The sequence below is a fragment of the Taurinivorans muris genome (assembly GCF_025232395.1).
GTDB lineage: Bacteria > Desulfobacterota > Desulfovibrionia > Desulfovibrionales > Desulfovibrionaceae > Taurinivorans > Taurinivorans muris.
Genome location: NZ_CP065938.1, coordinates 1685704 through 1707172, shown reverse-complemented (window position 1 = coordinate 1707172; position 21469 = coordinate 1685704). Strand labels below are relative to the sequence as shown.

25 protein-coding genes and 1 pseudogene are annotated in these 21469 nt (G+C 44.9%); 6 read left to right on the top strand and 20 right to left on the bottom strand.

The genetic code is table 11. The features are described 5' to 3' along the window. The first annotated feature begins 30 nt into the window (after positions 1 to 30). Together JBF11_RS08050 and JBF11_RS08045 are read left to right on the top strand one after the other, a co-directional pair. On the top strand, positions 31 to 936 hold the full coding sequence (locus JBF11_RS08050; RefSeq protein ID WP_334314966.1) for a radical SAM mobile pair protein B: 906 nt from the start codon (positions 31 to 33) through the stop codon (positions 934 to 936). Between the two features lie 187 nt (positions 937 to 1123). Continuing rightward, on the top strand, positions 1124 to 1246 hold the full coding sequence (locus JBF11_RS08045; RefSeq protein ID WP_334314965.1) for a hypothetical protein: 123 nt from the start codon (positions 1124 to 1126) through the stop codon (positions 1244 to 1246). A 197-nt stretch (positions 1247 to 1443) separates the two neighbouring features. On the opposite strand, the gene JBF11_RS08040 is transcribed toward JBF11_RS08045, so the two are convergent. The 8 genes from JBF11_RS08040 to JBF11_RS08005 all read right to left on the bottom strand — a co-directional run bounded on the left by JBF11_RS08040 (position 1444) and on the right by JBF11_RS08005 (position 7650). Next, positions 1444 to 2757, bottom strand: coding sequence for a malic enzyme-like NAD(P)-binding protein (locus JBF11_RS08040; protein ID WP_334314964.1), 1314 nt, complete (start codon positions 2755 to 2757; stop codon positions 1444 to 1446). Between the two features lie 71 nt (positions 2758 to 2828). Next, positions 2829 to 3017, bottom strand: coding sequence for an ATP-binding protein (locus tag JBF11_RS08035; RefSeq protein ID WP_334314963.1), 189 nt, complete (start codon positions 3015 to 3017; stop codon positions 2829 to 2831). 113 nt (positions 3018 to 3130) lie between these two features. Then, entirely contained in the window at positions 3131 to 4561 is a 1431-nt protein-coding gene (gene thrC, locus JBF11_RS08030) for a threonine synthase (RefSeq protein WP_334314962.1), read from the bottom strand. A gap of 172 nt (positions 4562 to 4733) precedes the next feature. Further along, entirely contained in the window at positions 4734 to 4862 is a 129-nt protein-coding gene (locus tag JBF11_RS08025) for a hypothetical protein (protein ID WP_334314961.1), read from the bottom strand. Between the two features lie 214 nt (positions 4863 to 5076). Then, complete coding sequence (locus JBF11_RS08020; RefSeq protein WP_334314960.1) at positions 5077 to 5700, bottom strand: tetratricopeptide repeat protein; 624 nt, start codon at positions 5698 to 5700, stop codon at positions 5077 to 5079. 42 nt (positions 5701 to 5742) lie between these two features. Next, positions 5743 to 6162 carry a hypothetical protein gene (locus JBF11_RS08015; protein ID WP_334314959.1) on the bottom strand — a complete coding sequence of 140 codons (420 nt, stop codon included), beginning with the start codon at positions 6160 to 6162 and terminating at the stop codon, positions 5743 to 5745. A gap of 9 nt (positions 6163 to 6171) precedes the next feature. Continuing rightward, positions 6172 to 6876 carry a YkgJ family cysteine cluster protein gene (locus JBF11_RS08010; RefSeq protein ID WP_334314958.1) on the bottom strand — a complete coding sequence of 235 codons (705 nt, stop codon included), beginning with the start codon at positions 6874 to 6876 and terminating at the stop codon, positions 6172 to 6174. Between the two features lie 63 nt (positions 6877 to 6939). Continuing rightward, on the bottom strand, positions 6940 to 7650 hold the full coding sequence (locus JBF11_RS08005; protein WP_334314957.1) for a hypothetical protein: 711 nt from the start codon (positions 7648 to 7650) through the stop codon (positions 6940 to 6942). Positions 7651 to 7843: 193 nt separating this feature from the next. On the opposite strand from JBF11_RS08005, the gene panC reads away from it, so the two are divergent. Together panC and metK are read left to right on the top strand one after the other, a co-directional pair. Continuing rightward, complete coding sequence (gene panC / locus JBF11_RS08000) at positions 7844 to 8692, top strand: pantoate--beta-alanine ligase (protein ID WP_334314956.1); 849 nt, start codon at positions 7844 to 7846, stop codon at positions 8690 to 8692. 35 nt (positions 8693 to 8727) lie between these two features. Continuing rightward, on the top strand, positions 8728 to 9903 hold the full coding sequence (gene metK / locus JBF11_RS07995; protein ID WP_334314955.1) for a methionine adenosyltransferase: 1176 nt from the start codon (positions 8728 to 8730) through the stop codon (positions 9901 to 9903). Positions 9904 to 10341: 438 nt separating this feature from the next. On the opposite strand, the gene JBF11_RS07990 is transcribed toward metK, so the two are convergent. Further along, complete coding sequence (locus JBF11_RS07990; protein WP_334314954.1) at positions 10342 to 11559, bottom strand: OmpP1/FadL family transporter; 1218 nt, start codon at positions 11557 to 11559, stop codon at positions 10342 to 10344. A gap of 196 nt (positions 11560 to 11755) precedes the next feature. Here JBF11_RS07990 and JBF11_RS07985 point away from each other — a divergent pair, with 196 nt between their 5' ends. Then, positions 11756 to 12433, top strand: a complete 678-nt coding sequence (locus tag JBF11_RS07985) for a hypothetical protein (RefSeq protein WP_334314953.1) — start codon at positions 11756 to 11758, stop codon at positions 12431 to 12433. A gap of 78 nt (positions 12434 to 12511) precedes the next feature. Here the strand turns inward: JBF11_RS07985 and JBF11_RS07980 are convergent, their stop codons facing one another. Next, a complete protein-coding gene (locus JBF11_RS07980) occupies positions 12512 to 12886 on the bottom strand; it encodes a winged helix-turn-helix transcriptional regulator (protein ID WP_334314952.1) in 375 nt (124 codons plus the stop codon). Positions 12887 to 13049: 163 nt separating this feature from the next. On the opposite strand from JBF11_RS07980, the gene JBF11_RS07975 reads away from it, so the two are divergent. Beyond that, positions 13050 to 13934 (top strand): radical SAM protein, encoded by an 885-nt coding sequence (locus tag JBF11_RS07975; protein ID WP_334314951.1) that lies wholly within the window; start codon positions 13050 to 13052, stop codon positions 13932 to 13934. 363 nt (positions 13935 to 14297) lie between these two features. Here JBF11_RS07975 and lptB read toward each other — a convergent pair whose 3' ends face one another. The 10 genes and pseudogenes from lptB to JBF11_RS07925 all read right to left on the bottom strand — a co-directional run bounded on the left by lptB (position 14298) and on the right by JBF11_RS07925 (position 21463). Continuing rightward, positions 14298 to 15026 (bottom strand): LPS export ABC transporter ATP-binding protein, encoded by a 729-nt coding sequence (gene lptB, locus JBF11_RS07970; protein WP_334314950.1) that lies wholly within the window; start codon positions 15024 to 15026, stop codon positions 14298 to 14300. 8 nt (positions 15027 to 15034) lie between these two features. Beyond that, entirely contained in the window at positions 15035 to 15601 is a 567-nt protein-coding gene (locus tag JBF11_RS07965) for an LptA/OstA family protein (RefSeq protein ID WP_334314949.1), read from the bottom strand. Between the two features lie 42 nt (positions 15602 to 15643). Beyond that, positions 15644 to 15979 (bottom strand): 7(1) septoil knot domain-containing protein, encoded by a 336-nt coding sequence (locus JBF11_RS07960; RefSeq protein ID WP_334314948.1) that lies wholly within the window; start codon positions 15977 to 15979, stop codon positions 15644 to 15646. A 1-nt stretch (position 15980) separates the two neighbouring features. Next, a complete protein-coding gene (locus JBF11_RS07955; RefSeq protein ID WP_334314947.1) occupies positions 15981 to 16805 on the bottom strand; it encodes an LptA/OstA family protein in 825 nt (274 codons plus the stop codon). Beyond that, a complete protein-coding gene (locus tag JBF11_RS07950) occupies positions 16798 to 17415 on the bottom strand; it encodes a KdsC family phosphatase (protein WP_334314946.1) in 618 nt (205 codons plus the stop codon). The genes JBF11_RS07955 and JBF11_RS07950 overlap by 8 nt, the downstream gene beginning before the upstream one ends. An 8-nt stretch (positions 17416 to 17423) precedes the next feature. Continuing rightward, complete coding sequence (gene kdsA / locus JBF11_RS07945; RefSeq protein ID WP_334314945.1) at positions 17424 to 18230, bottom strand: 3-deoxy-8-phosphooctulonate synthase; 807 nt, start codon at positions 18228 to 18230, stop codon at positions 17424 to 17426. A 357-nt stretch (positions 18231 to 18587) separates the two neighbouring features. Beyond that, a complete protein-coding gene (locus tag JBF11_RS07940; RefSeq protein WP_334314944.1) occupies positions 18588 to 19391 on the bottom strand; it encodes an Nmad3 family putative nucleotide modification protein in 804 nt (267 codons plus the stop codon). A gap of 203 nt (positions 19392 to 19594) precedes the next feature. Continuing rightward, positions 19595 to 20653: a Fic family protein gene (locus JBF11_RS07935; protein ID WP_334314943.1), complete on the bottom strand. Its 1059-nt coding sequence runs from the start codon at positions 20651 to 20653 to the stop codon at positions 19595 to 19597. 218 nt (positions 20654 to 20871) lie between these two features. Next, positions 20872 to 20997: pseudogene (locus JBF11_RS07930) on the bottom strand (IS200/IS605 family transposase); the annotation flags it as partial. A gap of 169 nt (positions 20998 to 21166) precedes the next feature. Then, positions 21167 to 21463 carry an integration host factor subunit alpha gene (locus tag JBF11_RS07925; RefSeq protein ID WP_334314942.1) on the bottom strand — a complete coding sequence of 99 codons (297 nt, stop codon included), beginning with the start codon at positions 21461 to 21463 and terminating at the stop codon, positions 21167 to 21169. Positions 21464 to 21469: the final 6 nt, after the last annotated feature.

The window sequence follows — 21469 nt, the reverse complement described above, 5'->3', positions numbered from 1 at the left end:
GCAGAGCCTTTTTTCTGCGAAAGTACGCTCATGAACACACCGCTTATTAGAGAAATCCAAACAAAAAACATTCTCAGCAAATCCAATCTGCCCGTATGCGAATATTCCGCCAATCCCTATACGGGCTGCACCCATGGCTGCCGCTATTGCTATGCCTCTTTCATGAAGCGCTTCACCGGTCACACCGAACCATGGGGAACGTTTTTAGATGTCAAAACATGGACTGAAATCAGCAATCCCCAAAAATATGCAGGCAAAGAATTGTTTATCGGTTCCGTTACCGACCCATACCTGCCGCAGGAAAAGCATTACAAGCGCACACGCGCCTTACTGGAACAGCTGAAAGGAAGCGGCATAAAAATCAGCATTGCGACAAAAAGCGATTTAATCCTGCGGGATTTGGATTTGCTCAAAACATTCCCCGAAGCCCGTATTTCATGGTCTGTCAACACATTGGACGAAAATTTTAAAAATGATATGGACAATGCGGTCAGTATTGAACGGCGGCTTGCGGCAATGGAAACGTTTCACCAGGCAGGCATCCGCACAACCTGCTTCATTTCTCCCATATTTCCCGAACTTACCGATATAAAAGCCATCATACGGCGCGCAAAAAAACACTGCAATCTGATTTGGCTGGAAAATCTCAATCTGCGGGGCGACTATAAAACAGTAATTATGAAATACATACAAAACAGCCACCCGGAACTGCTGCCCCTCTATCAGGAAATTTATGATAAAGGAAACCGTAATTATTGGGAACAGCTGAACATGAAATTAAAAAAATACGCCGCAAAAATCGGGCTTGATTATGCAACAAACAATGACAATATAAAACTCCCCTTTGAAGCACCGCCAGTGATTGTCAATTATTTTTACCATGAACAAATTAAAAAATCCGCAAAGAAAAGCGGCTGCACGGTATTTTCAGATTGATCAGTAAGTTGATCAGCAATAAGATTTTCTTCCGGCGCATGCCGTCACTGACAGCCCTGCCCGTTTTTACCGGCAGGACGGGCGCAGCCGAAAAAAACAATCCAACCGACACGCTGTACAAGTTCTGAAACATTTCAGCATGATATTCATACTATTATGTACTGTTAAACGCATGCGGAAAATCAGTATGAAAAGTTTTGCAGCAGAGAGCAACGGGGGGCAGGGGAAGAAGTTTCCCGCTTTAGCCGTCAGCAAACTTGTGAGCTTTACGGATAGCGACAGCAGAGATAAAAGTTTTTCCCCTGCATAAAAAACTCCTCATGTTAAAACATGCGGTAAAGACACAATTTTTTTTTCACGCGTCTGGCGCTTCATCATCATACAGCAACAAAACAGCAAAAGATAAAACAAAAAAGAGCAAAACCTGCCTGCGCTGATCGGACGGTATCCAACAGCGCAAAGCAGGAAATTGCCCTTTTATGCAATAATGTACCTTAGCTGTAAGGGTTACTTATAAAAAGGATAAACGGCTTTCGCGCGTTTACGGCAGTTTTCAACCCGTGAGCGGAGTTCCTTCTTATATTTTGCAAAATCTTCAATGGGACGGGCGGCAATGCCTGACTCCATAGCCGCTTTTGCCACGGCAACGGTTTCCCATTCCAAAATTCTCGGGTCCAAAGGTTTTGGAATGATATACTCCGTACCGAACTTAAATTCCTGCCCGCCGTAGGCTTTTTTCACTTCTTCCGGAATATGCTTTTCCTTGGCAAGCCCCGCAAGGGCGTAAGCGGCGGCAATTTTCATAGCTTCATTGATTTCTGTCGCCCCGACATCCAAAGCCCCTCTGAACAAGAAAGGAAAACCGGATACGTTATTGATTTGATTGGGGTAATCGCTCCTGCCCGTGCCGATAATGCAGTCCGGCACCGCCTTTTTCGCCTCGTCATAAGTGATTTCGGGATCGGGGTTTGCGCAGGCGAAAATCAAAGGCTGCGGATTCATGGTTTTGAGCATATCCCCGTCAATCACGCCCTTTTTGGAAAGTCCGAGAAAAACATCGGCACCTCGCATGGCTTCCGCCATAGTGCAGGGATTTTTTTGCGCATACCGTTTCTTATATTTATTTAAATCCGTTCTGCCTTGGTGAATAAGCCCTTTGGAATCGAACATAAAGATATTTTTACGTTTGACGCCGAGCGACACGTAAAAATTGGCGCAGGCGATGGCAGCCGCACCGGCTCCGGAAATAACGATTTTACAAGAGGATATTTTTCTTTTGGTCAGCTCGCAGGCGTTGATAAGCCCCGCTCCGGAAATAACCGCCGTACCGTGCTGGTCATCATGGAAAACGGGAATATTCATTTCTTTTTTCAAGCGTTCTTCAATATAAAAGCATTCGGGCGCTTTGATATCTTCCAGATTGATACCGCCGAATGTCGGCTCAAGGGCTTTGACGATCTGACAAATTTTTTTAGGGTCTTTTTCGGAAAGCTCGATATCGAACACATCAACATCGGCAAACATTTTAAATAAAAGCCCCTTGCCTTCCATCACGGGCTTGGAAGCTTTCGCTCCGATATTGCCAAGTCCGAGCACCGCCGTTCCGTTGGAAACAACGGCGACAAGGTTCGCCCTGCCTGTGTAGACATCGACTTTTTTCTCGTCTTCATGGATTTCCATGCAGGGAACGGCAACCCCGGGGGAATAGGCGACAGACAAATCTTTCTGCGTATCGCACAAAACAGTGGGAAGAACTTCAACTTTGCCCTTGCGGGGGAACTTATGGTAATCAAGAGCTTCTTTATCGGTATAGAGAGCCATACTCATTCCTTTCTTATAAAAAAAGTGGCAAAGCGTCCGCCTTGCCACAAAATTATTGCCGCATAAAACAATTATGCTTCAGTAATGGTAATAGCGTCTTGTTCGCAAACGCCCGTGCAGGATTCGCAGCCAAGGCATTCTTCAGGATTTTTAGCAACACTTTTACCATCAACAAGTTCATAAAGGCTTACAGGACAAATATCGATACATTCGCCGCAGCCGATACATTTATCAGCGTCTACGCTAGCCATATAACCCATAGTAGTATCCTCCGAAATTAGTTTACACTAACTAAAAATTTCCGCAAAGCGGTTCTTATCAAATAGCCTGCAAATTGTTCTCTGTCAAGCATTAATTATATTTAAATTAATTGCTACCGCTTTGCCAAGCCCATGAACCCGGCAATGTTTCGGGCGGCTTCTTCCGCGTATTCCCCGGCGGAAAGGCTTTTTTTCCTTTCTTCGGAAATAACGGAATGCGGTCTGTTGCATAAATTTTCTTTCGGAACGACGCCGAACTCCGGAGGAAACGTATTTTCAAAATACATTTCCTGAAAACCGGAAAACTTCAATGCATGGGCTGTCGCATCAAGAATGGCGAATTCATGGGCGATTTTTCCCTGCTGTTTCGCATGGAACAAACCTGCAAGACATTCCCCGCCCTGCGTGCAGGCGATATGCCCGTGTCTGTTGGCAATGATCATCGCATTCATGATATCCTGTTCCCTTACCTGCACCACATTGAAATTGCCGCCAAGCGCTTCATACTCCGCCGCAAGCTTTTGCACACGGGGAAAAGACACCGGGTTTCCGATCATCGCGGCTTGGGCGACGCTGGGCTTCACCTCCACGGGGTGATAAACCCGGTTTTCTTTCACTTGGTGGTAATATTGGTACACAGGGTCGGCATGGTGGGACTGCACCCCGAAAATACGGGGCAGTTCGTCAATGATATCCAGTTTTTTCATTTTGATGAACCCGGACATGATCGCCGTGATGTTGCCTGCGTTGCCGATAGGCACGAAGAGGGCTTTATTCTTCATATTCCAGCGGTATTCCTGGGCGACTTCGTAAGCATAGGATTCCTGCCCCAAAATACGCCAGCTGTTTTTGGAATTTAAAAGCGCGACACGGTAATGGCTTGCCAAATGCTCCACAACTTTCATGCAGTCGTCAAAAACCCCCGGAATCTGCAGAACCGTCGCCCCGCTTCCCAAAGGCTGTGACAGCTGCTGCGGAGTCACTTTCCCTTCCGGCAAAAGAACCACTGTTTTTATGGGACTTCCCACGTACGCTCCGTACAGGGCCGCCGCGGCGGAAGTGTCGCCGGTTGAAGCGCAGACGGTCAGAATATCGTCCCAGCCGTGTTTACGCACCATAGCGCGCAAATAGCTGAATACGCCCGCCATGCCCCTGTCTTTAAAAGAAGCGGAGGGATTTTGTCCCTCGTGCTTGAAAGCGAAATCAATGCCTAAATTTTCCCTCAATTCCTTTGAAGCCAAAATAACCGGACTGTGCCCATCGCCAAGATAAACAATGTCCTCTTCTTCCAGCACGGGAGCCATGAGTTCATAATAACGGAAAATTCCTTTTAACGCCTGACAGTCGCTCGCGCGGCGCTCATCAAAAAGTTTCTGCCATTTTTTGCCCGGTATTTTTTTATATTCGGCAAAATCCCTATCGTTCAGCAAAAGCACTCCCCCGCAGGACGGGCAGGTATACAAAAGCTCGTCAATACTGTGGCGGGCATTGCATTTTGTGCAGACATATTCCATTTCATGGCGGATAACCGGAAAAGAAGACATAATCACTCCCAAAAAAAACCATATTTGCAACAAACGGCAAAAAGGACAAAATACTATCAGAAACCCAATGCCGTTAAGCTAGTATAGAACCATGATTTATGTCAATAACAAAAGCGGTTTTTTAATATGTTTTTACCGGGCTGAGCCTGCCGCAGGCGATGGTGCCGCCTTGTTAAAAAATGCTCCGCCAAACCCCGCGAAATGATTTCCCATAGACGGAATTTCCCTCGGTATCGCCACCCTGCAAGCAATCACGGCATAACAGTCCGGCAATAAGACAGCCTAACGTTTTACGTTTCATACGTTTCCACGGAAAACTGAAATCTTTTAAAAGCGCCGTTCAATCTACTTAAAGCGCCTGTCAAACAGCATATCCGCGCCGCTGTCCGCCAAACCACACATCCGCAAGTAGCCCTTTTGGCAAGACATTCAGACCGCCGCCGAAAACCGCTCGCATGAAATATGAAAAGGGCAAAACCCTCAAGTTTTGCCCTTCGTAAGAAAATCACAGCCTCTTATGCTTTTTCCCGGACTTGCCTTACAAAATCGGGATGAACTTCATAACCGCATTTTTGAGCCTGTTCCACAGCCTCGGCGGCTTTTTTAAATTCTTCTTTTTCAAAATAGGCAAGCGCCAAATTATTCCAGGCAGGTCCGAAAACCGGCTGTGCCTTAATGACTGCGCTGCTTTCTTCAATGCACGCATCATAATTGCCTTCCATAAAATACGCGGAAGCCAAAGTCGTTCTCGCCTGCAAAAATTCCGGATCCCATTTCAAAGCTTTTATAAGCGCTGATTTCGCTTTTTTTATATCGCCCATCTGCAAATGGCAAAAACCGATATTCGCCTGCGGTACGGCATATTTAGCCCTGATATTGGAAGCTTCGGTATTGTACCGCAAACAGCCCTCATAATCGCCGCGCTGCAAACAAAGCCCGCCAAGCTGGACAAAACCTTCCGCAAGACGGGGGGATAAACGCACGGCATTTAAAAAGGCGCTTTCCGCCTCGACATAATCATGCTTCGCAAGCATTGCCATGCCGAGTTGATAAAAATGATTGGCGCAATTGTCGCTTTGGGCGATTTCCGCCTGCAAATCAGCAATATATTCATCTAATGAATCATATCTTTCTTTCATGGTTTCCTCTGTTTCTTATTTGAAATGTGCCCGGAGCATTCATCACCTGGAAGAATGTTCCGCATTTTTTTCTTCCACATACCCTTCTTTTTCAAGAAGATTGTAATACCAAACGGCAAAATCGAAATACCCTAAGAACTTTTCATCTTTGTTGATGATGCCGAGGGCTAATTCCAATACGGCTTGGCGGTATGCATTGCTTTGGACCTCATCTTTCGGGCGGGTTTGAAAATATTCCCTGAAAAGGTCTTGGCTGGTACGCTTTGAAATGTCGCGGCGTATTTCCATGGGGTCGTTCGGTTTCGGAAAAGGGTCCCAATTTTCATAACCTATTTTATCGATAAATTTTCTTCTGCGCGGTGAAATTTTATCGTACAATTCTTTCTTCAGCTGTTCCTGTTCGGGAGTCAAATCAGGGGGAGTGCTGTCACGGTAAACGGAAGCCGGAATGTTCAATGCCATATTTTCCTCCTATTCCAGAGGGGATTTCAGTTTCTTCTTGGGTTTCCCATCTTGCTTCACGCCAAGATATTCCTCATCGTACTTATTCATTAACGCCATGGAAACAGGCACATAAACAGAATGCAAATCCTTATATCCGGAACCTATGGCTTTCGTTATCTTATGGCTTAAGCCCGCAAGCTTGTCCTGTATCCTGTCAAGCTGCAAGGTAGGATATTTGCCGCCCTTGTCGAAACGGCACTTTCCGCAAACATGCCCCTTGCCTTTAATGGCGGTCGGCACGCCATAAATACGGCATGTCAGAGGGCGGTGTTCATAAAGCATACAAAGGTCGTCGTCACCCAAAAGAGGGCAGCGCACCTTTTCATGGGCGGCTTTTTCCATAATATCCGCATCGCTCATGCCGCACTGCGCATTTCTGAAATACTGGTATTTCAAACGGGTCAGCGTCCTGTCCGCATCACCAGCCCTTTCCATTATTTTGGAGCGTTCCGCCCCGAACCCGAATTTCTCATGAAAAGCGCGGTTTACCGCCATGGCTTCCACAAGGGACAAATCAAAAAGAGCATGGCAGCAGTCGCTGCATGTCCTGGTGCAGGCGACTTCTTCCGGGTATTTTGACTGCACGTCCTGAAAGAGCTTGTCGACTTGCGCCGCAAGCACCTCGTATTCCAAAAAAATTTCTTCAAGTTCCACACTTTCTATTTGTGACATACGCTATCCGTTTGATTATTAAAGTTCTTCATAAAATAAGGTTGCTCCGTAATTTGGTCAAGATTAAATATCAAAAATTTTTCTTTTAAACGCGCTTGCGAACGTTTCAAAAGGAGAATTTTTTTTCTCCACGACAAAAATCGACTCCGGACAAATCACACCGAACTCCTCACTTGCGAGATTCAGCATATACTGCTGTTCCAAAGCTGTCCTTTGGGGGGGAACCGCCCCGAAAGGAGCGGAAAAAAACTTACCGCGATGTAAGACATACCAGCCTGTGGGCTCCAAGCTGCAGTCATACAAATAAATTTCCTTATCCGTAACCCGCATGATTGTTGACCAATGGTCGACGATAGGCCCGATCTGATTGGGCATAAAACGGCAAAAGCGCAAAACCGCCGTCACCGGTTTTATGGATGACGGATCCGTATCGATGATGTTCTGCAAAAAATTCCATACGGTATCGATATCGACTTCCGGAGAAAAGGAACGGATGCGGGACATATTGAAATCCTTAGCCGGAAACGGGCAGTAATACGAATACGCCAAATTCGCTTTTCCGTTTTCCAGCATGCCTGCGACAAGATCGTAATACGTCGTTTCATGACAGACAATTTTTTTCCATGTATCGCTGTGCCTCGCCTGTTCGATAAACGTGGCGTTGAGCATATCCCTCGCCTGAAAAGCGGAAATGCCGAATAAAAGCCGAAAAGCGTTTAAAACAGAATAGGCCGCGCAAAAATTATCTATCTTCCCCTGAAATAAAGGATTCATTCTCACTCCAACATCCTGGCGCTCATAAATTATATTCCGGTCCGGAACTTTTTTATTTTACAACCTCTTCAAACTTTTGACAAGAAAAAGCGTGATTTCAAAAAATTAAACTAGACAGAAGCAAAATTTAGCTATATAAAAGGAGCTGTCTATATAACCATATAACAATAAATTGATATAGTCGGTGAACATCATGGAAATTATTGCGACACTCAATGAAATCAAGGCACGCTGCAGGGAACTGAAAAAGCAAGGCAAAACCATAGCTCTTGTGCCAACTATGGGCTATCTCCATGCGGGACATATTTCTTTAATAACGAAAGCAAAAGAACTTGCCGATATTGTCGTTGTCAGCCGTTTTGTCAACCCGACGCAATTTGCGCCGAACGAAGATTTGGACGCGTATCCGAACGACCCGGACCGTGACCATGCCGCCACGGAAAAAGCCGGCACGGATATTTTGTTCGAACCGCCGGCAAACGCCATGTATCACCCGGACCATGCGACATGGGTCGAGGTGCCGGAGCTTGCCAAGGGTTTGTGCGGCGTGACCCGTCCGACCCATTTCCGCGGTGTCTGCACTGTGGTTACAAAGCTTTTCAACCTTATCCAGCCTGATTTCGCCTGCTTCGGTGAAAAGGATTATCAGCAGCTGACCATTATCCGCCGCATGGTGCGTGATCTGAATATGCCGGTGGAAATTGTCGGCTGTCCGCTTGTGCGTGAAAGCGACGGACTTGCCATGAGCTCCCGCAACGCTTATCTTACCGAAGAGGAGCGGGCTCTCGCACCCCATATCCGCAAAGGGCTTTTGCTTTTGAAAGAAAAAGCGGAACAAGGCGAACATTCCGCAAAAAACCTTCATGCGTTTTTTGCCGGCTATATAAAGGAAAATATCCCCATGGCGCGCATTGATTACTGCAGCATGGTGGATAAGGACAATTTGGAAAATGTCGAAACCCTGAAAGGAAGCGCTGTTGTCGCTGTTGCTGTATATCTCGGCAAAGCGCGCCTTTTGGATAATATTTCAATAACAAAATAAGCGAACGCAAAAAAAAAGCCTCGCAAAGGAGACTTATGATTCCCGCAAAAGGTAAATACGTTTTTTCTTCCGAATCAGTGACAGAAGGTCACCCGGACAAAGTTGCCGACCAAATTTCCGATGCAATCTTAGACACGCTTCTTGAACAAGATCCCGATTCACACGTTGCCTGCGAAACGCTGGTAACAACAGGTATGGCGGTTATCGCCGGGGAAATCACCACTTCCGGCTATGCGGACCTTCCCCATGTCGTGCGTGAAACCATTAAAAATATCGGTTACAACAGCTCCGACATGGGATTCGACTATCAGACCTGCGCCGTCCTTTCCTCCATCGACAAACAATCCGTCGACATCGCGCAAGGCGTGAACCGCACCAAACCGGAAGACCAGGGCGCAGGCGACCAAGGCATGATGTTCGGCTTCGCTTCCAATGAAACCAGCACACTTATGCCCGCCCCTATCTATTGGGCGCACCAGCTGTCCTTGCAGTTGGCGCGTGTGCGTAAAAACGGCATTGTCGATTTCTTCCGTCCCGACGGAAAAACACAGCTTTCCTTTGAATACGAAAACGGCAAACCGACCCACATCAACAACGTCGTCATTTCAACCCAGCACTCTCCGAATGTTTCACAAGCGGACATCGAAGAAGCCGTCCGCCGCGAAGTCATTTATCCGGTACTCAGCCAATCAGGATTTTTCGATGAAAAAGACTGCGAAATTTTCATCAACCGCACCGGACGCTTTGTAATCGGCGGACCTGTCGGGGACTGCGGACTTACCGGCCGTAAAATCATCAACGACACTTACGGCGGCATGGGCAACCACGGCGGCGGCGCTTTCTCCGGCAAAGACCCTTCAAAAGTCGACCGTTCAGCCGCCTATATGGCACGCTATGTGGCGAAGAACGTCGTTGCCGCAGGGCTTGCTCCCCGCTGTGAAGTGCAAATCGCCTATTGCATAGGCGTTGCGGAACCGGTTTCCGTACTCGTTTCTTCCCTCGGCACCGGTGAAATTCCTGACGAAATCCTCACAAAAGCCGTGCGTGAAGTTTTCGACCTTCGTCCTTACCATATTACGAAGCGTCTTGACCTCAAACGCCCGATTTATTCAAAAACTTCCTGTTATGGACACTTCGGACGGGAACTCCCTGAATTTACATGGGAAAAAACAGACGCTACCGCCGATTTGCGCACTGCCGCGAAAGTATAAGATTTTCAGCATGTTATTTTTGGGGGAAATAATTTCCCCCGATCCCCCTTGTTGCAAAACCGTTATGAACAATGTTCATAACGGTTTTGTTTAGGGTATGTTTCTAAATTGTTTATGATAAAATCAGCTGATAAGATGTGACCCGACCGGCAGATATGCAAGATTTTGATTTGAATTGTTTCACCCTTTGCGGGCGAAAGCGTGATCTTTCTGCCGAAACAGTGTGAAACAGGGGTTACGTTTTTACAAAGAGGAAAAACATAAGGGACTTGCCCCCTTGATACAGCGAATGTTTTTTTCATTTCTTATGTGAACAACAAAGCAGTCACAGACATTGTCTGTAACTGCTTTGCGTTTAGGGGGTTTGGGGGAAATAATTCCCCTCAAAAAAAGAGAAACACTGCAAATGCAGTGTTTTTCCAAGCTATGTATTTATTTTCAGAATTTATAGCCGATACTGAATGAAACCGTATGGGCGTGTGCGTCTTCAATATGATCCGCCGTTTTATAATAAGCGGAATGTCCGTAACGCAATTCCAAAATATCGTGGTACACATAACCCACGTCAAAAGTCCAATCATCCTTTGCAAAACCTAAACCTGCGCCATACTTCCAGCGGCCTTGGGCAGGAGCGATAAAATCAGCATATTCTCCTTTCACGGGAGAAGTTTCGTAAGAAGCGCCCGCACGCAAAGTCAGCCAATCGTTATAAGCATATTCTGCGCTCAATGAGAAGAACCACGTATCTTCCCATTTCTTGATGTCATTAAGGACAGTGGGCAATCCGGCAGCCGCCAAACCGGGGATATTGATGGTCAGGTTGCTGAACCTGCTCCATGTGTTGTATTGCACCTGAGCCTCGAAACTGAGAGCTGGCACGGGATAATAAGCAAGAGCGAAGGTGTAGCTGTCAGGAGTGTACAATTTCGCGTCACCGTCGAACTTGATGGGGAGCATGGGAGTTGAAAGTTCCCCGTCAAAGTCAAAGTCGGAATGGGAACGGTAGACAAATCCCGCTTTCCATTGTTCGTTGAAACGGTAATGGGCGGAAAGATTGAACGCAGGGGCGAAAGCGTCGCCTGTCATGCTCATGCTCGTGTTTATCGGACCGAAACCAATTTTTCTGTTCAAATCAACATCGCCGTAAGCGAGTTCCAAACCGAAACCGAGGGAAAGTTTGTCATTCACGCGCCATGCGACGACAGGGCTGACACCGAAGGTAATCAGCTCGACATCATAAACGGCATTCGGCACGAAAAAGTCAAGACCGTATTTATTGCCCAAACCGAAACGGGAAAAAGAACCGAAACCGACAGACCATGAGTCATTGATTTTATGGGTGATATACCCGTGAGGAGCGAAATATCGTTTATCTTCGGAATGTCTTGTCTGACCGCTCGTGCCGACTACCGTATTGATAGGGGTGATAAGTTCGCCGCCCAATAAAATCTGAGTGCCTTCAAGCTCCGTAATGGCGGCGGGGTTATAAGCGGCGGCGGCGGCGTCACCTCCGCGGGCCACAAGACCGCCTGCCAGGGCGGCGCCGCGGGAAGACCAGTCCTGCAAAGCAAAACCTTCTGCTTTTGCGAAATCCGGGCAGCTTAAAGCGACGGCAGCACTTAAAGCAAGCGCGGATATTTTCTTGGAACAAACCATGATAAATTCTCCTTAAATTTATACACAACTTTTTTTTCCGAAAAAAAATATATGAATATCATTCAGATGTCAATGAGTTCTTAGAAAAAATATTGTTAATCAAAAATTTAACCTTTTTCTCCGAACTCTTTGGCACTGATTTTGCTTAACACTATTTTAACGAAATAAAAGGGAAATTTTTTCCAAAGGAGCCATCATGTCTGTCTATGCAATCAACAATCCCCTTTCCAACGGATACGGCGTCAATGTCCAACAACTCAGGAAAAAACTTGAAGAAGCAAAAAATCCCACGATCTTGGACACCCTCGACAACAGTTCTTCCTCAAGCCAGTATATCGAAGAAAAACTTGCAGCCATAAAAAGCCAAATCCCAACGGAAGAACAAGACTGTTCCGGCACTTCCGATACGGACAATTTGGCTGAAATGGTGGAAAAACTGGCAGGGGAACTCGGTATTGACGGAAAAATCACCTATAACAAACTGCTCAGCCACAAAAACGAACTCACCGGTCAATTTCAATTGGCGGTGAAAACGGGACTTGCCGAACTTGGCGTCGCCCCTGATGCCGATTTTCGCGTAAGCCTTGATGAAAACGGAGAACTGCAGGTTTCTTCCAACCACAAAGATAAAGCCAAAATAGAACAATTTTTTAAAGACAATCCGCAGCTAGCTGAACGTTACGGGCAAATCCAAACCCTGAACAAGCTGGAAGAAGCCCGCAGCAGCGGACTGCAAAATATCAGCGACACCATCGATACGACAAGGCTGGTTTCCTATATGAACAGAATGGGCGGAACATCCTCCGCCCTTGCGATGACGGGCGAAGGAAGCCTCGCCGCGCTTCTCAACACCGGTTTTAAGCTTACCGTATGAAAACAACGCAGCAGGCATGATACTCAAAAAAGGAATAGGCAGCGCTTATTCCTTTTTTTATGCGGATTGCAATAAATTTTACCGTTTCTTATCAACCTTGCCTGCACAATCCGAAGAACAAAGATGTTTTTCGCTCCATGCCACCATTTGATTTAAAACAGGGATAAAACGTTCTCCCAAATCCGTTAACGTATATTCAACTCTCAGCGGAATTTCTCTATATGCTTCACGATGAATAAATCCGTCATTTTCCAGCTCACGCAATTGCTTTGTCAGCGTTGAACGGGCAATGCCCTCCAAACGGCGCATCAATTCACCAAATCTCTGCGTTTTATAAACCGCGATATACCACACAATCAATATCTTCCATTTTCCGCCCAATACCGCCTGCAAATTGCTCATAGGCATACAGCGGGCGACCATGTCATCGCTTCTGAATTTATTGCCGACCATACCTCACCTCGTTGCCAGCGACTTTACACGTATAAAAAGAACAATGCAATACGGTACAATAAATGATACTATGTATTTTTAAAAACCCTACTTGCGTAACGTATGCATGTCATTTAATATGCTTCCAAACCTAATACCGTATTATTTCAAAAAGGAGTATCGTATGCATTATACCGGAACAATTTACCGCCCTCCCTATGAGGCTTGCAGCGCACTCATTCAGGCAACAGCCGGCTGCACACATCATAAATGCAAATTTTGCACGCTGTACGAAGACATACCTTTTAAATTCCGCATGTCCCCGTTATCGGAAGTTGAAGAAGATATGAAAGAACTTTCAGCATATTACCCCAACGCGAAAAGAGTATTTTTTACAGGAGCGAATCCCTTTGTTTTAGATTTCGATAAATTAAAAAACTTAGCCGAACTTGCAAAAAAATATTTTCCGAACGCGGCTTCTGTCGGCTGCTTTGCCCGCATTACGGATATTGCACCAAAAAGCGCGGAACAGCTTAAAAAACTCCGGCAATTAGGATATAACGGCATTACCATCGGAGCAGAAGCAGGTGACGACAGCGCATTGTCATTCATGCATAAGGGGTTCGGAACAAAAGAAATCTTGGCGGAATGCAAAAAGCTGGACGAAATTGGCATGGATTATAATTTCTTTTATCTCACAGGACTTTTCGGAGCCGGACGAAGCAGGCAGGGAGCAGAAAACACTGCGGCAATATTCAATCAAACACATCCTAAAATCATTGTTTCCTCCATGCTTACTGTTTTTCAGTCTTCCGAACTCTATCAGGAAATACAAAGCGGAAACTGGGCGGAAGAAACGGAAATTGAAAAACTCCATGAATTAAAAACACTCATTGAACATTTAACCATTCCAACCTATTTTGCGACAATGGGAGCATCAAACTGCATTTTTATCGACGGCAATCTCCCAACGGACAAAAACAATATGATAACACAACTGGAAAATGCCATTAAGGCTGCAGATGAAAAAGAGCTGCGAAACTACCGCGAAAACCTGCGGCATCTTTAAAAGAAAAAAATAAAGAGCGAAGACAAACTTATCCGCGTAAACGGCAAAGCAAAACTAATACCTAAAAAGAAGAACGGGGTATTTTAACAAGAAACGGACAATATGCGCAAGAAAACGAATTTCGCCCAAAGCGGGCGAAAGCTTTCTTTTGCGCAGAGAGCAAAAGGAGATTGAGGAGAATACAAAGGGGCACGTTAAAAGTACCCCTTTTTGTTCCCCTTAAAAAATTATGGACATTGCCCCATAACAAAGCTTTTTATGAAAAATTAAAAAACAACAAGCAAACAATATAAAGAATTAAATAACACGCAAAAAAAGCTTGTAAAAAAAAACGTGCTGTCTTTCTCTAAAAAAAGAAACCACTCACTGCATATAGAAATTTTCCCCTAAATAAATTTCCCGCGCTTTTTCATTATTGACAATTTCTTCCGGCGTGCCCGAAAGCAGTAAGATACCGTCATACATAATGGACGCCCTGTCGCAAATGGAAAGGGTTTCCCGCACGTTATGGTCGGAAATCAAAACGCCGATCCCCCTGTTTTTCAAGCGCTTGATCAAATCCTGAATATCGCCGACAGCCAAGGGGTCGATACCCGCAAACGGTTCGTCAAGCAAAACGAACAAAGGGTCATGCACAAGACAGCGGGCAATTTCAAGCCTGCGCCTTTCCCCGCCCGAAAGGTACGAAGCAAGGGATTTTTCCAAACGGGTCAAACCGAATTCATCAAGCAGGCTATAAATTTTTTCTTCCCGGGCTTTTTGGGAAAGTTTCGTATATTCCATGACAATTTGAATGTTTTCTTTGACGGTCAGGCTTTTAAAAACAGAACTTTCCTGCGGCAAATAACTTATGCCCACCCTCGCCCGCTTATACAAAGCCCACGATGTGATGTCTTCGCCATTATACAATATTCTGCCTTGAGTGGCTTTTATGATTCCTGTCAGCATGTAAAAGGAAGTTGTTTTGCCTGCGCCGTTCGGTCCGAGCAAGCCTACGATTTCCCCCTGCGTTATTTCAATATTCACATCACGGACAACCTGTCTTGCTCCGTATGTTTTTGCCAAGTGTTCCCCTGCAAGTGTCGCTTTCATACTTACCCTTATTGTTTGGAATCAAAAATCGCTTCGACGCGTCTTTTTTGCGAACCCACAACTTCGCTTTTCCGTTCATATAAATAATATAAAATCGTTTCGCCGCGGATGGAATTTTTTCCTTCCTGCACCACGGGATCGCCTATCATGGTCAAAAGACCTTTATCAGCTTCATAAACGGCGGAATCGGAATGCCCCGACTGATTTTCAAATTTGAACCTCACACCGTTTTCCGCTTCGATCTTATTGATTTTATTTTGCGTATCGACAGTTTTCGTGCTTGGCTCCACCTTACCGGTCAGAGGCATGTTTTCCGGCTGAATTTTTATTTGCACCGCTTCCTGTTTCGCTTCCGAATTTTTCAAATAAACGGTCATCTTCGGCGCGACCATATCGAAAGCTCCGCGCACGACATGCACATTGCCTGTAAAAATCACCCTGCTGCGGTTGATATCGTATTCCATATCATCGGCATTTATTTTTACGGGCATATCCCCCTCCGCCAACTGCGGAACCGCATAAGCCGGCAACGCGGCAAAAGCGAAGCAGAATAAAACAAAAACAAGTTTTCTCATAGGTATCAACATCATTTCATTCATCATTCTCAGTTTTATTTTTTATCGGACTCCCGCAAAAGCATGGACTTTTTTTATGGTGATGTCGGGAAAAGAATCCACAAACCGCACAGTGAAATCAGGAAAACTGTCCACAAGCTGCCACTCGCCGCAAGCATCCGGAAAAGCGTTGACAAACCGCACATCCAAATCCGCAAGCGCGTCTTTTTTCTGGACGTCAATATCCGCAAAACCCGTTACCACCTGCACCCGCCCGAAAAGCCTTATGCCCTCATACGTGCAGTCCTCTCCGATATTCCGTGCAAAAACGTGCATGGGAAATAAAAGGCAAAACAAAAGCGACGCCGCTTTCATACTTATCAAACCAATTTTTTGCAAGCTATTCTCCGTTTGCAGGCATCCATTCCACATAAACACCGCCTTTGCCGTAAATTTTATTTTCCTGCATATCCCAGCTTAATAGTTCCGCCGTACCGGTCAATTCCTCGCTTGCAAAATCCGCCTGCTCCGAAAAAACCGCAATTTGTTTTTCCGTATCGTAATTCAAAACCGGACCTTTCACAATATTGTCCTGCTGCATTGCCCTGACATTTTCATGTAAAATGACTTTTGTGTTATCATTGTAAATAATTCCGCGTTCAGCTTCAATAACCACCTTGTCGGCTTCCTGTTCCAAAAACACGGCTTTTTTTTCATTCCGTGAGGAAGACAAAAGCGCCGGCTGCGTTCCCGCCCTATGCCACATAAGCGGATTTTCCATTTGTAAAACGGAACTTTGCTGACGCATGATAGCCCATTTTGCAAAAACAGCCCACTCCTCTTTGCCCTTTTCACCGCTGGAAACATGAACCCCCTGCATGGCAAGCCCCACATCGTCATCGTGAAAATCGGGGATTTCCGCAAAATACCGCATGAATTCCTGCATATCTTCATCAATATTCCGCTTTTTGGTATAGGATTTTTTCAAGTTTTCCAATTCTTCCGAAAAGGCTTTTTTATTATATGCCTCACCGGTGATGAGATTTGCGATATCCTGCGATTGCACAACTTCCTGCAAACGTCTTTCCTCGCTTTCGGCAAGCCAAGTGTTCCAAAACTGAAAAGCGGCAAAAAGCCCTATGCCAAAAACACACAAAAAGACAAAGGAAGGAATTTTCTTCTCTTTTTTTTCAGCTTCGATTTTCTTTTTCAGGGTTTCAGCCATTATGATGTATCCAGTATAAGGCGGCAGGACTTTTTTCCTGGCATGCGAGCAGAATTTCCACAAGCTCGCGCACAGCCCCTTCGCCCCCCCTCGTTTTCGTCACAACGGACGCGACATTCTTCACTTCCTCCCGCGCGTTGGCGACAGCGCAGGGAAGCCCCACCCGCAAAAGAGGGTCGAGGTCAATAATATCATCTCCCAAATACGCCATTTCCTCGTAAGAAATCCGCTGGTTTCGGGCGAGCTCCGCAAGCGGTTCCAGTTTGCTGTAATACCCGCAAAAAAATTCCGTCACCCCTAAGGGACGCATGCGGGCTTCGACGCACGTGTCTTTCCGACCCGTGATGATGCCGACGCCGATACCCGCCATGAACGCGGTTTTTATGCCTATGCCGTCGTGCACATGAAACGTTTTTGTGGTTTCCCCGCGCGGATTGATGTAAAGCTGGCCGTTGGTGCAAACCCCGTCTATGTCCAGCACAAGGAATTTCACTTTTTTTGCGCGCTCAACGGTTTCTCCGGATAAGCGGCTTATATCTATATGCTTGAATGTCTTTTCCAAGGTTTCTCTGTCCACGGCAATATCTGCCTGCCGATTTTCCGCCTGCATACCCGCTCCTAAAAATTGCTTGGAATATTCCAAATCTGCACCAGTTCGGAAATCATCTGTTCAAATTTTGCCAAAGGCAAACTGTTCGGACCGTCGCAAAGGGCTCTGTCCGGATCGGGGTGCGTTTCAAAGAAAACGCCATTCACCCCGGCAGCCGCGGCAGCCCGTGCAAGAGCGGCGATAAACTCCCGTTGTCCGCCGGAAGAGGTGCCTTGCCCTCCGGGAATCTGCACGGAGTGGGTCGCGTCAAAAAGCACCGGTACGCCCATTTTCTGCATGATAGGCAAGGAACGGAAATCAACCACCAAATTATTATAACCGAAACTCGCTCCGCGTTCTGTCAGCAAAATTTCCTTTTTCCCAAAACTTTGCAGTTTGTTTTTTACTTGTTCCATATCCCACGGCGCAAGAAACTGCCCTTTTTTCACATTGACAACGGCTTTTGTTTTCGCGGCGGCTTCAAGCAAATCCGTTTGACGGCACAAAAAAGCGGGAATTTGCAAAACATCAGCAACTTCCGCCACCGGTTCCGCCTGTTCCGGCAAATGAATGTCCGTAACGATGGGCAAACCTGTTTCTTCCTTGATTTTTGCAAGCCATTCCAAGCCCTTTGCCATGCCGTGCCCGCGAAAGCCCTTTGCGGACGTTCTGTTCGCCTTGTCAAAAGAGCTTTTAAAAACAGCCGTCAAATGATGTTTTTCCGCGACTTCCCTTACTGTTTGGGCGACTTCCAAAGCGATGGAATATTCTTCCAAAGCGCAGGGACCTGCAAAAATAAAATGCCCCTGCTGAAATTTCGTATATATTGTGTTCATAACTTTTCCTCATTTTTAACAGCATACAAAAAAAACACTTTTTTGTAAAATCCTAACATTGCGTAAAAAATAAGACTATTGCGGACAAACTGACAATGATTGCTTCGATTTAACATCTGATACAATTTCTTGTCAAAAAAGTATTGTAAACTCTAGGAGTTACTGTTTACAAACGGTATTTCCTTTTTCCGTTTATCCCCCACATCACCCTTACCCGATATTTTTGCTCAATAGTTTACTGCGTTATCCAGTTTTAGGATTTCATTCTGTTTCAAATCGCCCAATACGCGGATAGGTGTCGGCTGTTTCCTTTAGGACAAATCAAAATATAACGTCTATGTCTAATGTCTGACCGTTTCATATCAATCTGTCCACCCAGTCACATAGATTCCGTTCCTGTTTCAGGGTAGAAGCGGTTACAACAAATTCTTGTCCTCTGCAAGCGGAATTTAATTCTGCATATCCGTTCTTTCGTATTGGGCGGTTAGCGCCTTGCCATGAAATAGAGATACCGTCCTCACCAAAGAATGCAGGCAAAGCCCATAGCCGCCGATTATCCTGTCCCCTCTTTGTAAGTACCAGTGAATCGTTATACTGAAATGTGCCATATGTATCAGGCAGATACAGTCGGTTATTCAGACGGTCAGAATTTACACTATGAGGGTGCCAAAAATAACGGCTTTTTATTTCCTGTTCCTCACTCAATATTTCTCCTATTTTCATATAACCATAGATAATATGTATAATAGGAGCGTTACGGACAAAACACAGCGTTTTATCAGGCTGAACCATTGTTTTTTTAAACATTCCGTAGAATAAAAATATATCACCCACGCCCACACTTAATTTATCCAGATGTGCGGCAGATATGCCATGTTGTCCAAATGCGGGTTTCCATTCAGTGTTTGCCGTTCTGTCCTCTATATTTTTATATATGTCGGGGTCAAGATGACAGGTCTGGTTTTTGCCAAAATCAAATTTAGGGCATAACTGACTGATGATTTCCTTTAGACTCTGCTCTTTATAAAACAAATCGTTATATGTTGTTTTTGTTGTTTTATCCGGAATGGGAAGCGATAACAGCGTACCATCTGACAAAATAGGATTTGCCATACCCCCCGACGCACTATCCATGCCTTTTCTGCTCAATATCACTTTCATAATGCCATGCCTCCTACACAGTGCTATCTTAGCATACAGCACAGCGAAAAACAACTGACAGCACAAATTATCCAAGATATAAGAAGTAGTATCAGTTAGATATACTATTTGCATTGGAGAAAAACCACATGGAGCAACAGACATAAGGAAAGCGTATTTGTGAGGAACGGATAAAACTGAAAAAATCCATCAGCTGCCGGGCATTATTTTCTTATGGTATAAAAAGCGCCTCTGGTTGTGCCCAATTTTGTCAAAAATCCTTTTTTCACCAAATTCTGTACTGATTTTCGGATTGTTATTTCAGTTTTACCTGTTTTTCGGACAAGTTCAGCCATAGTCAATTCCGCTGTTCCCGAAAATAAATCTAAAATTTGGCGTGCGGTGGAAGACAATGTATCAACATTTGCCTTTTGCAGTTTTTGAATTTTATTTTCCAAGGCTCTTTTTTGTTTCTGCAGGGAAGTCACAAAAAATGACAGCCATGGCTCATAGTCCGTCTTATCGCTCCATATTGTTTTTTGCGTCCCGCGAAGCGCCCTGTAATATGCGTCCTTATTTGCTTCAATAACGGATTCCATAGAGGCATACGGCATATACCCGTATTTGCTTTTCAGCATTAAAAGAACGGTTAATGCACGGGATAAACGGCCGTTTCCGTCCAAAAAAGGATGAACAGACAAAAAATGCACAATAAATACCCCGATAACGATAAGGGGATGTAAAAAACGGTCGCCGAGCGTATCGTTCGTCCACTGTATCAATTCCCGCATAAGCCTTGGCGTATCAAACGGCGCAGCAGTTTCAAAAATCGTGCCGATCTCCCTGCCCGACGCGTCATACGCCGCAACCCTATTCGTATCGGTCTTATATTCGCCGCGGTGGCGTTCATCTTTTTGAGAATACTTTAAAAGTATCTGATGCAGCTGCTTGATATAATTTTCTGTCAACGGTATATCTTCATAATTTTCAAATATGGTATTTATCAAATCCGAATACCCTGCGACTTCTTCCTCATCTCTGGAACTGAAAGATTTTTTGTTGATATGACTGAACAATGCTTCAATTTCGGCGTCGGTCATTTTATTGCCCTCTATCCTGTTGGAAGAGCCGACAGACTCGATTGTGGCAACCCGTTTCATGCTTTTTAAGTCTGCGGGCGTCAATTTGAGCTCATCGGCAGACCAAGAACCGGCAAACCTATCTATCTCGGCAATTTTATTCAACATATCAGAAGTGATAACTATATCTTTTGCTCTTACCATGACAGTCCTCAAATATTATCAAATATTATCAAATATTATCAAATATTATCAAATATTATCAAATATTATCAAATATTATCAAATATTATCAAATATTATCAAATATTATCAAATATTATCAAATATTATCAAACTGGTCAAGAAAAATTACCAAATAAATCCATGAGATGAGCAGAAAATTACAAGAACAAGCAAAACAAAAAACCATTGTCAGACAGCCTAAAAATTTTTCCTGTATCTTCCTTTAATTTTATGTAAATTGTCTGTTTTCTAAATTTTGGTGCAACCACTATATGATATTTGCAATTCCAACGGGTATGGAATAAACTCTGACTGTCATTCATATGACACAGTCCTCCTTTGGGTATCATTGACGAACACATTGAACCATACCGAAGGAGGACAGTTTTGTATCCGGACATTTTTCACTCTGCCCGCCAAACCAGAATTTTTGCCAAAGCACAAAAAAAGTGCGGGCAAGCCGCACTTTCAACAAAATATCTGCATATATTCTTATGCTTCTTCGCCGTTGAGCTCCGCACGGAATTTGCGGGACAAACGAAAAACAACAACTTTGCGGGGAGGAAGGGTGATGGAAGCGTTGGTTTGAGGATTACGGCCTTTACGGGCTTTTTTATCATACGCTTCAAATTTTCCAAAACCACTGATCAAAAGAGCATGGTCCTTTTTAATGGACTGTTTCATAAGGGTAAGCAAAGTTTCCACAATATTTTTAACTTCCGCTCTGTTTTTTTCAGTTTGAGCATAAATTGATTCGACAATATCCGCTTTGGTTAAAGCTTTATTCATGTGCAC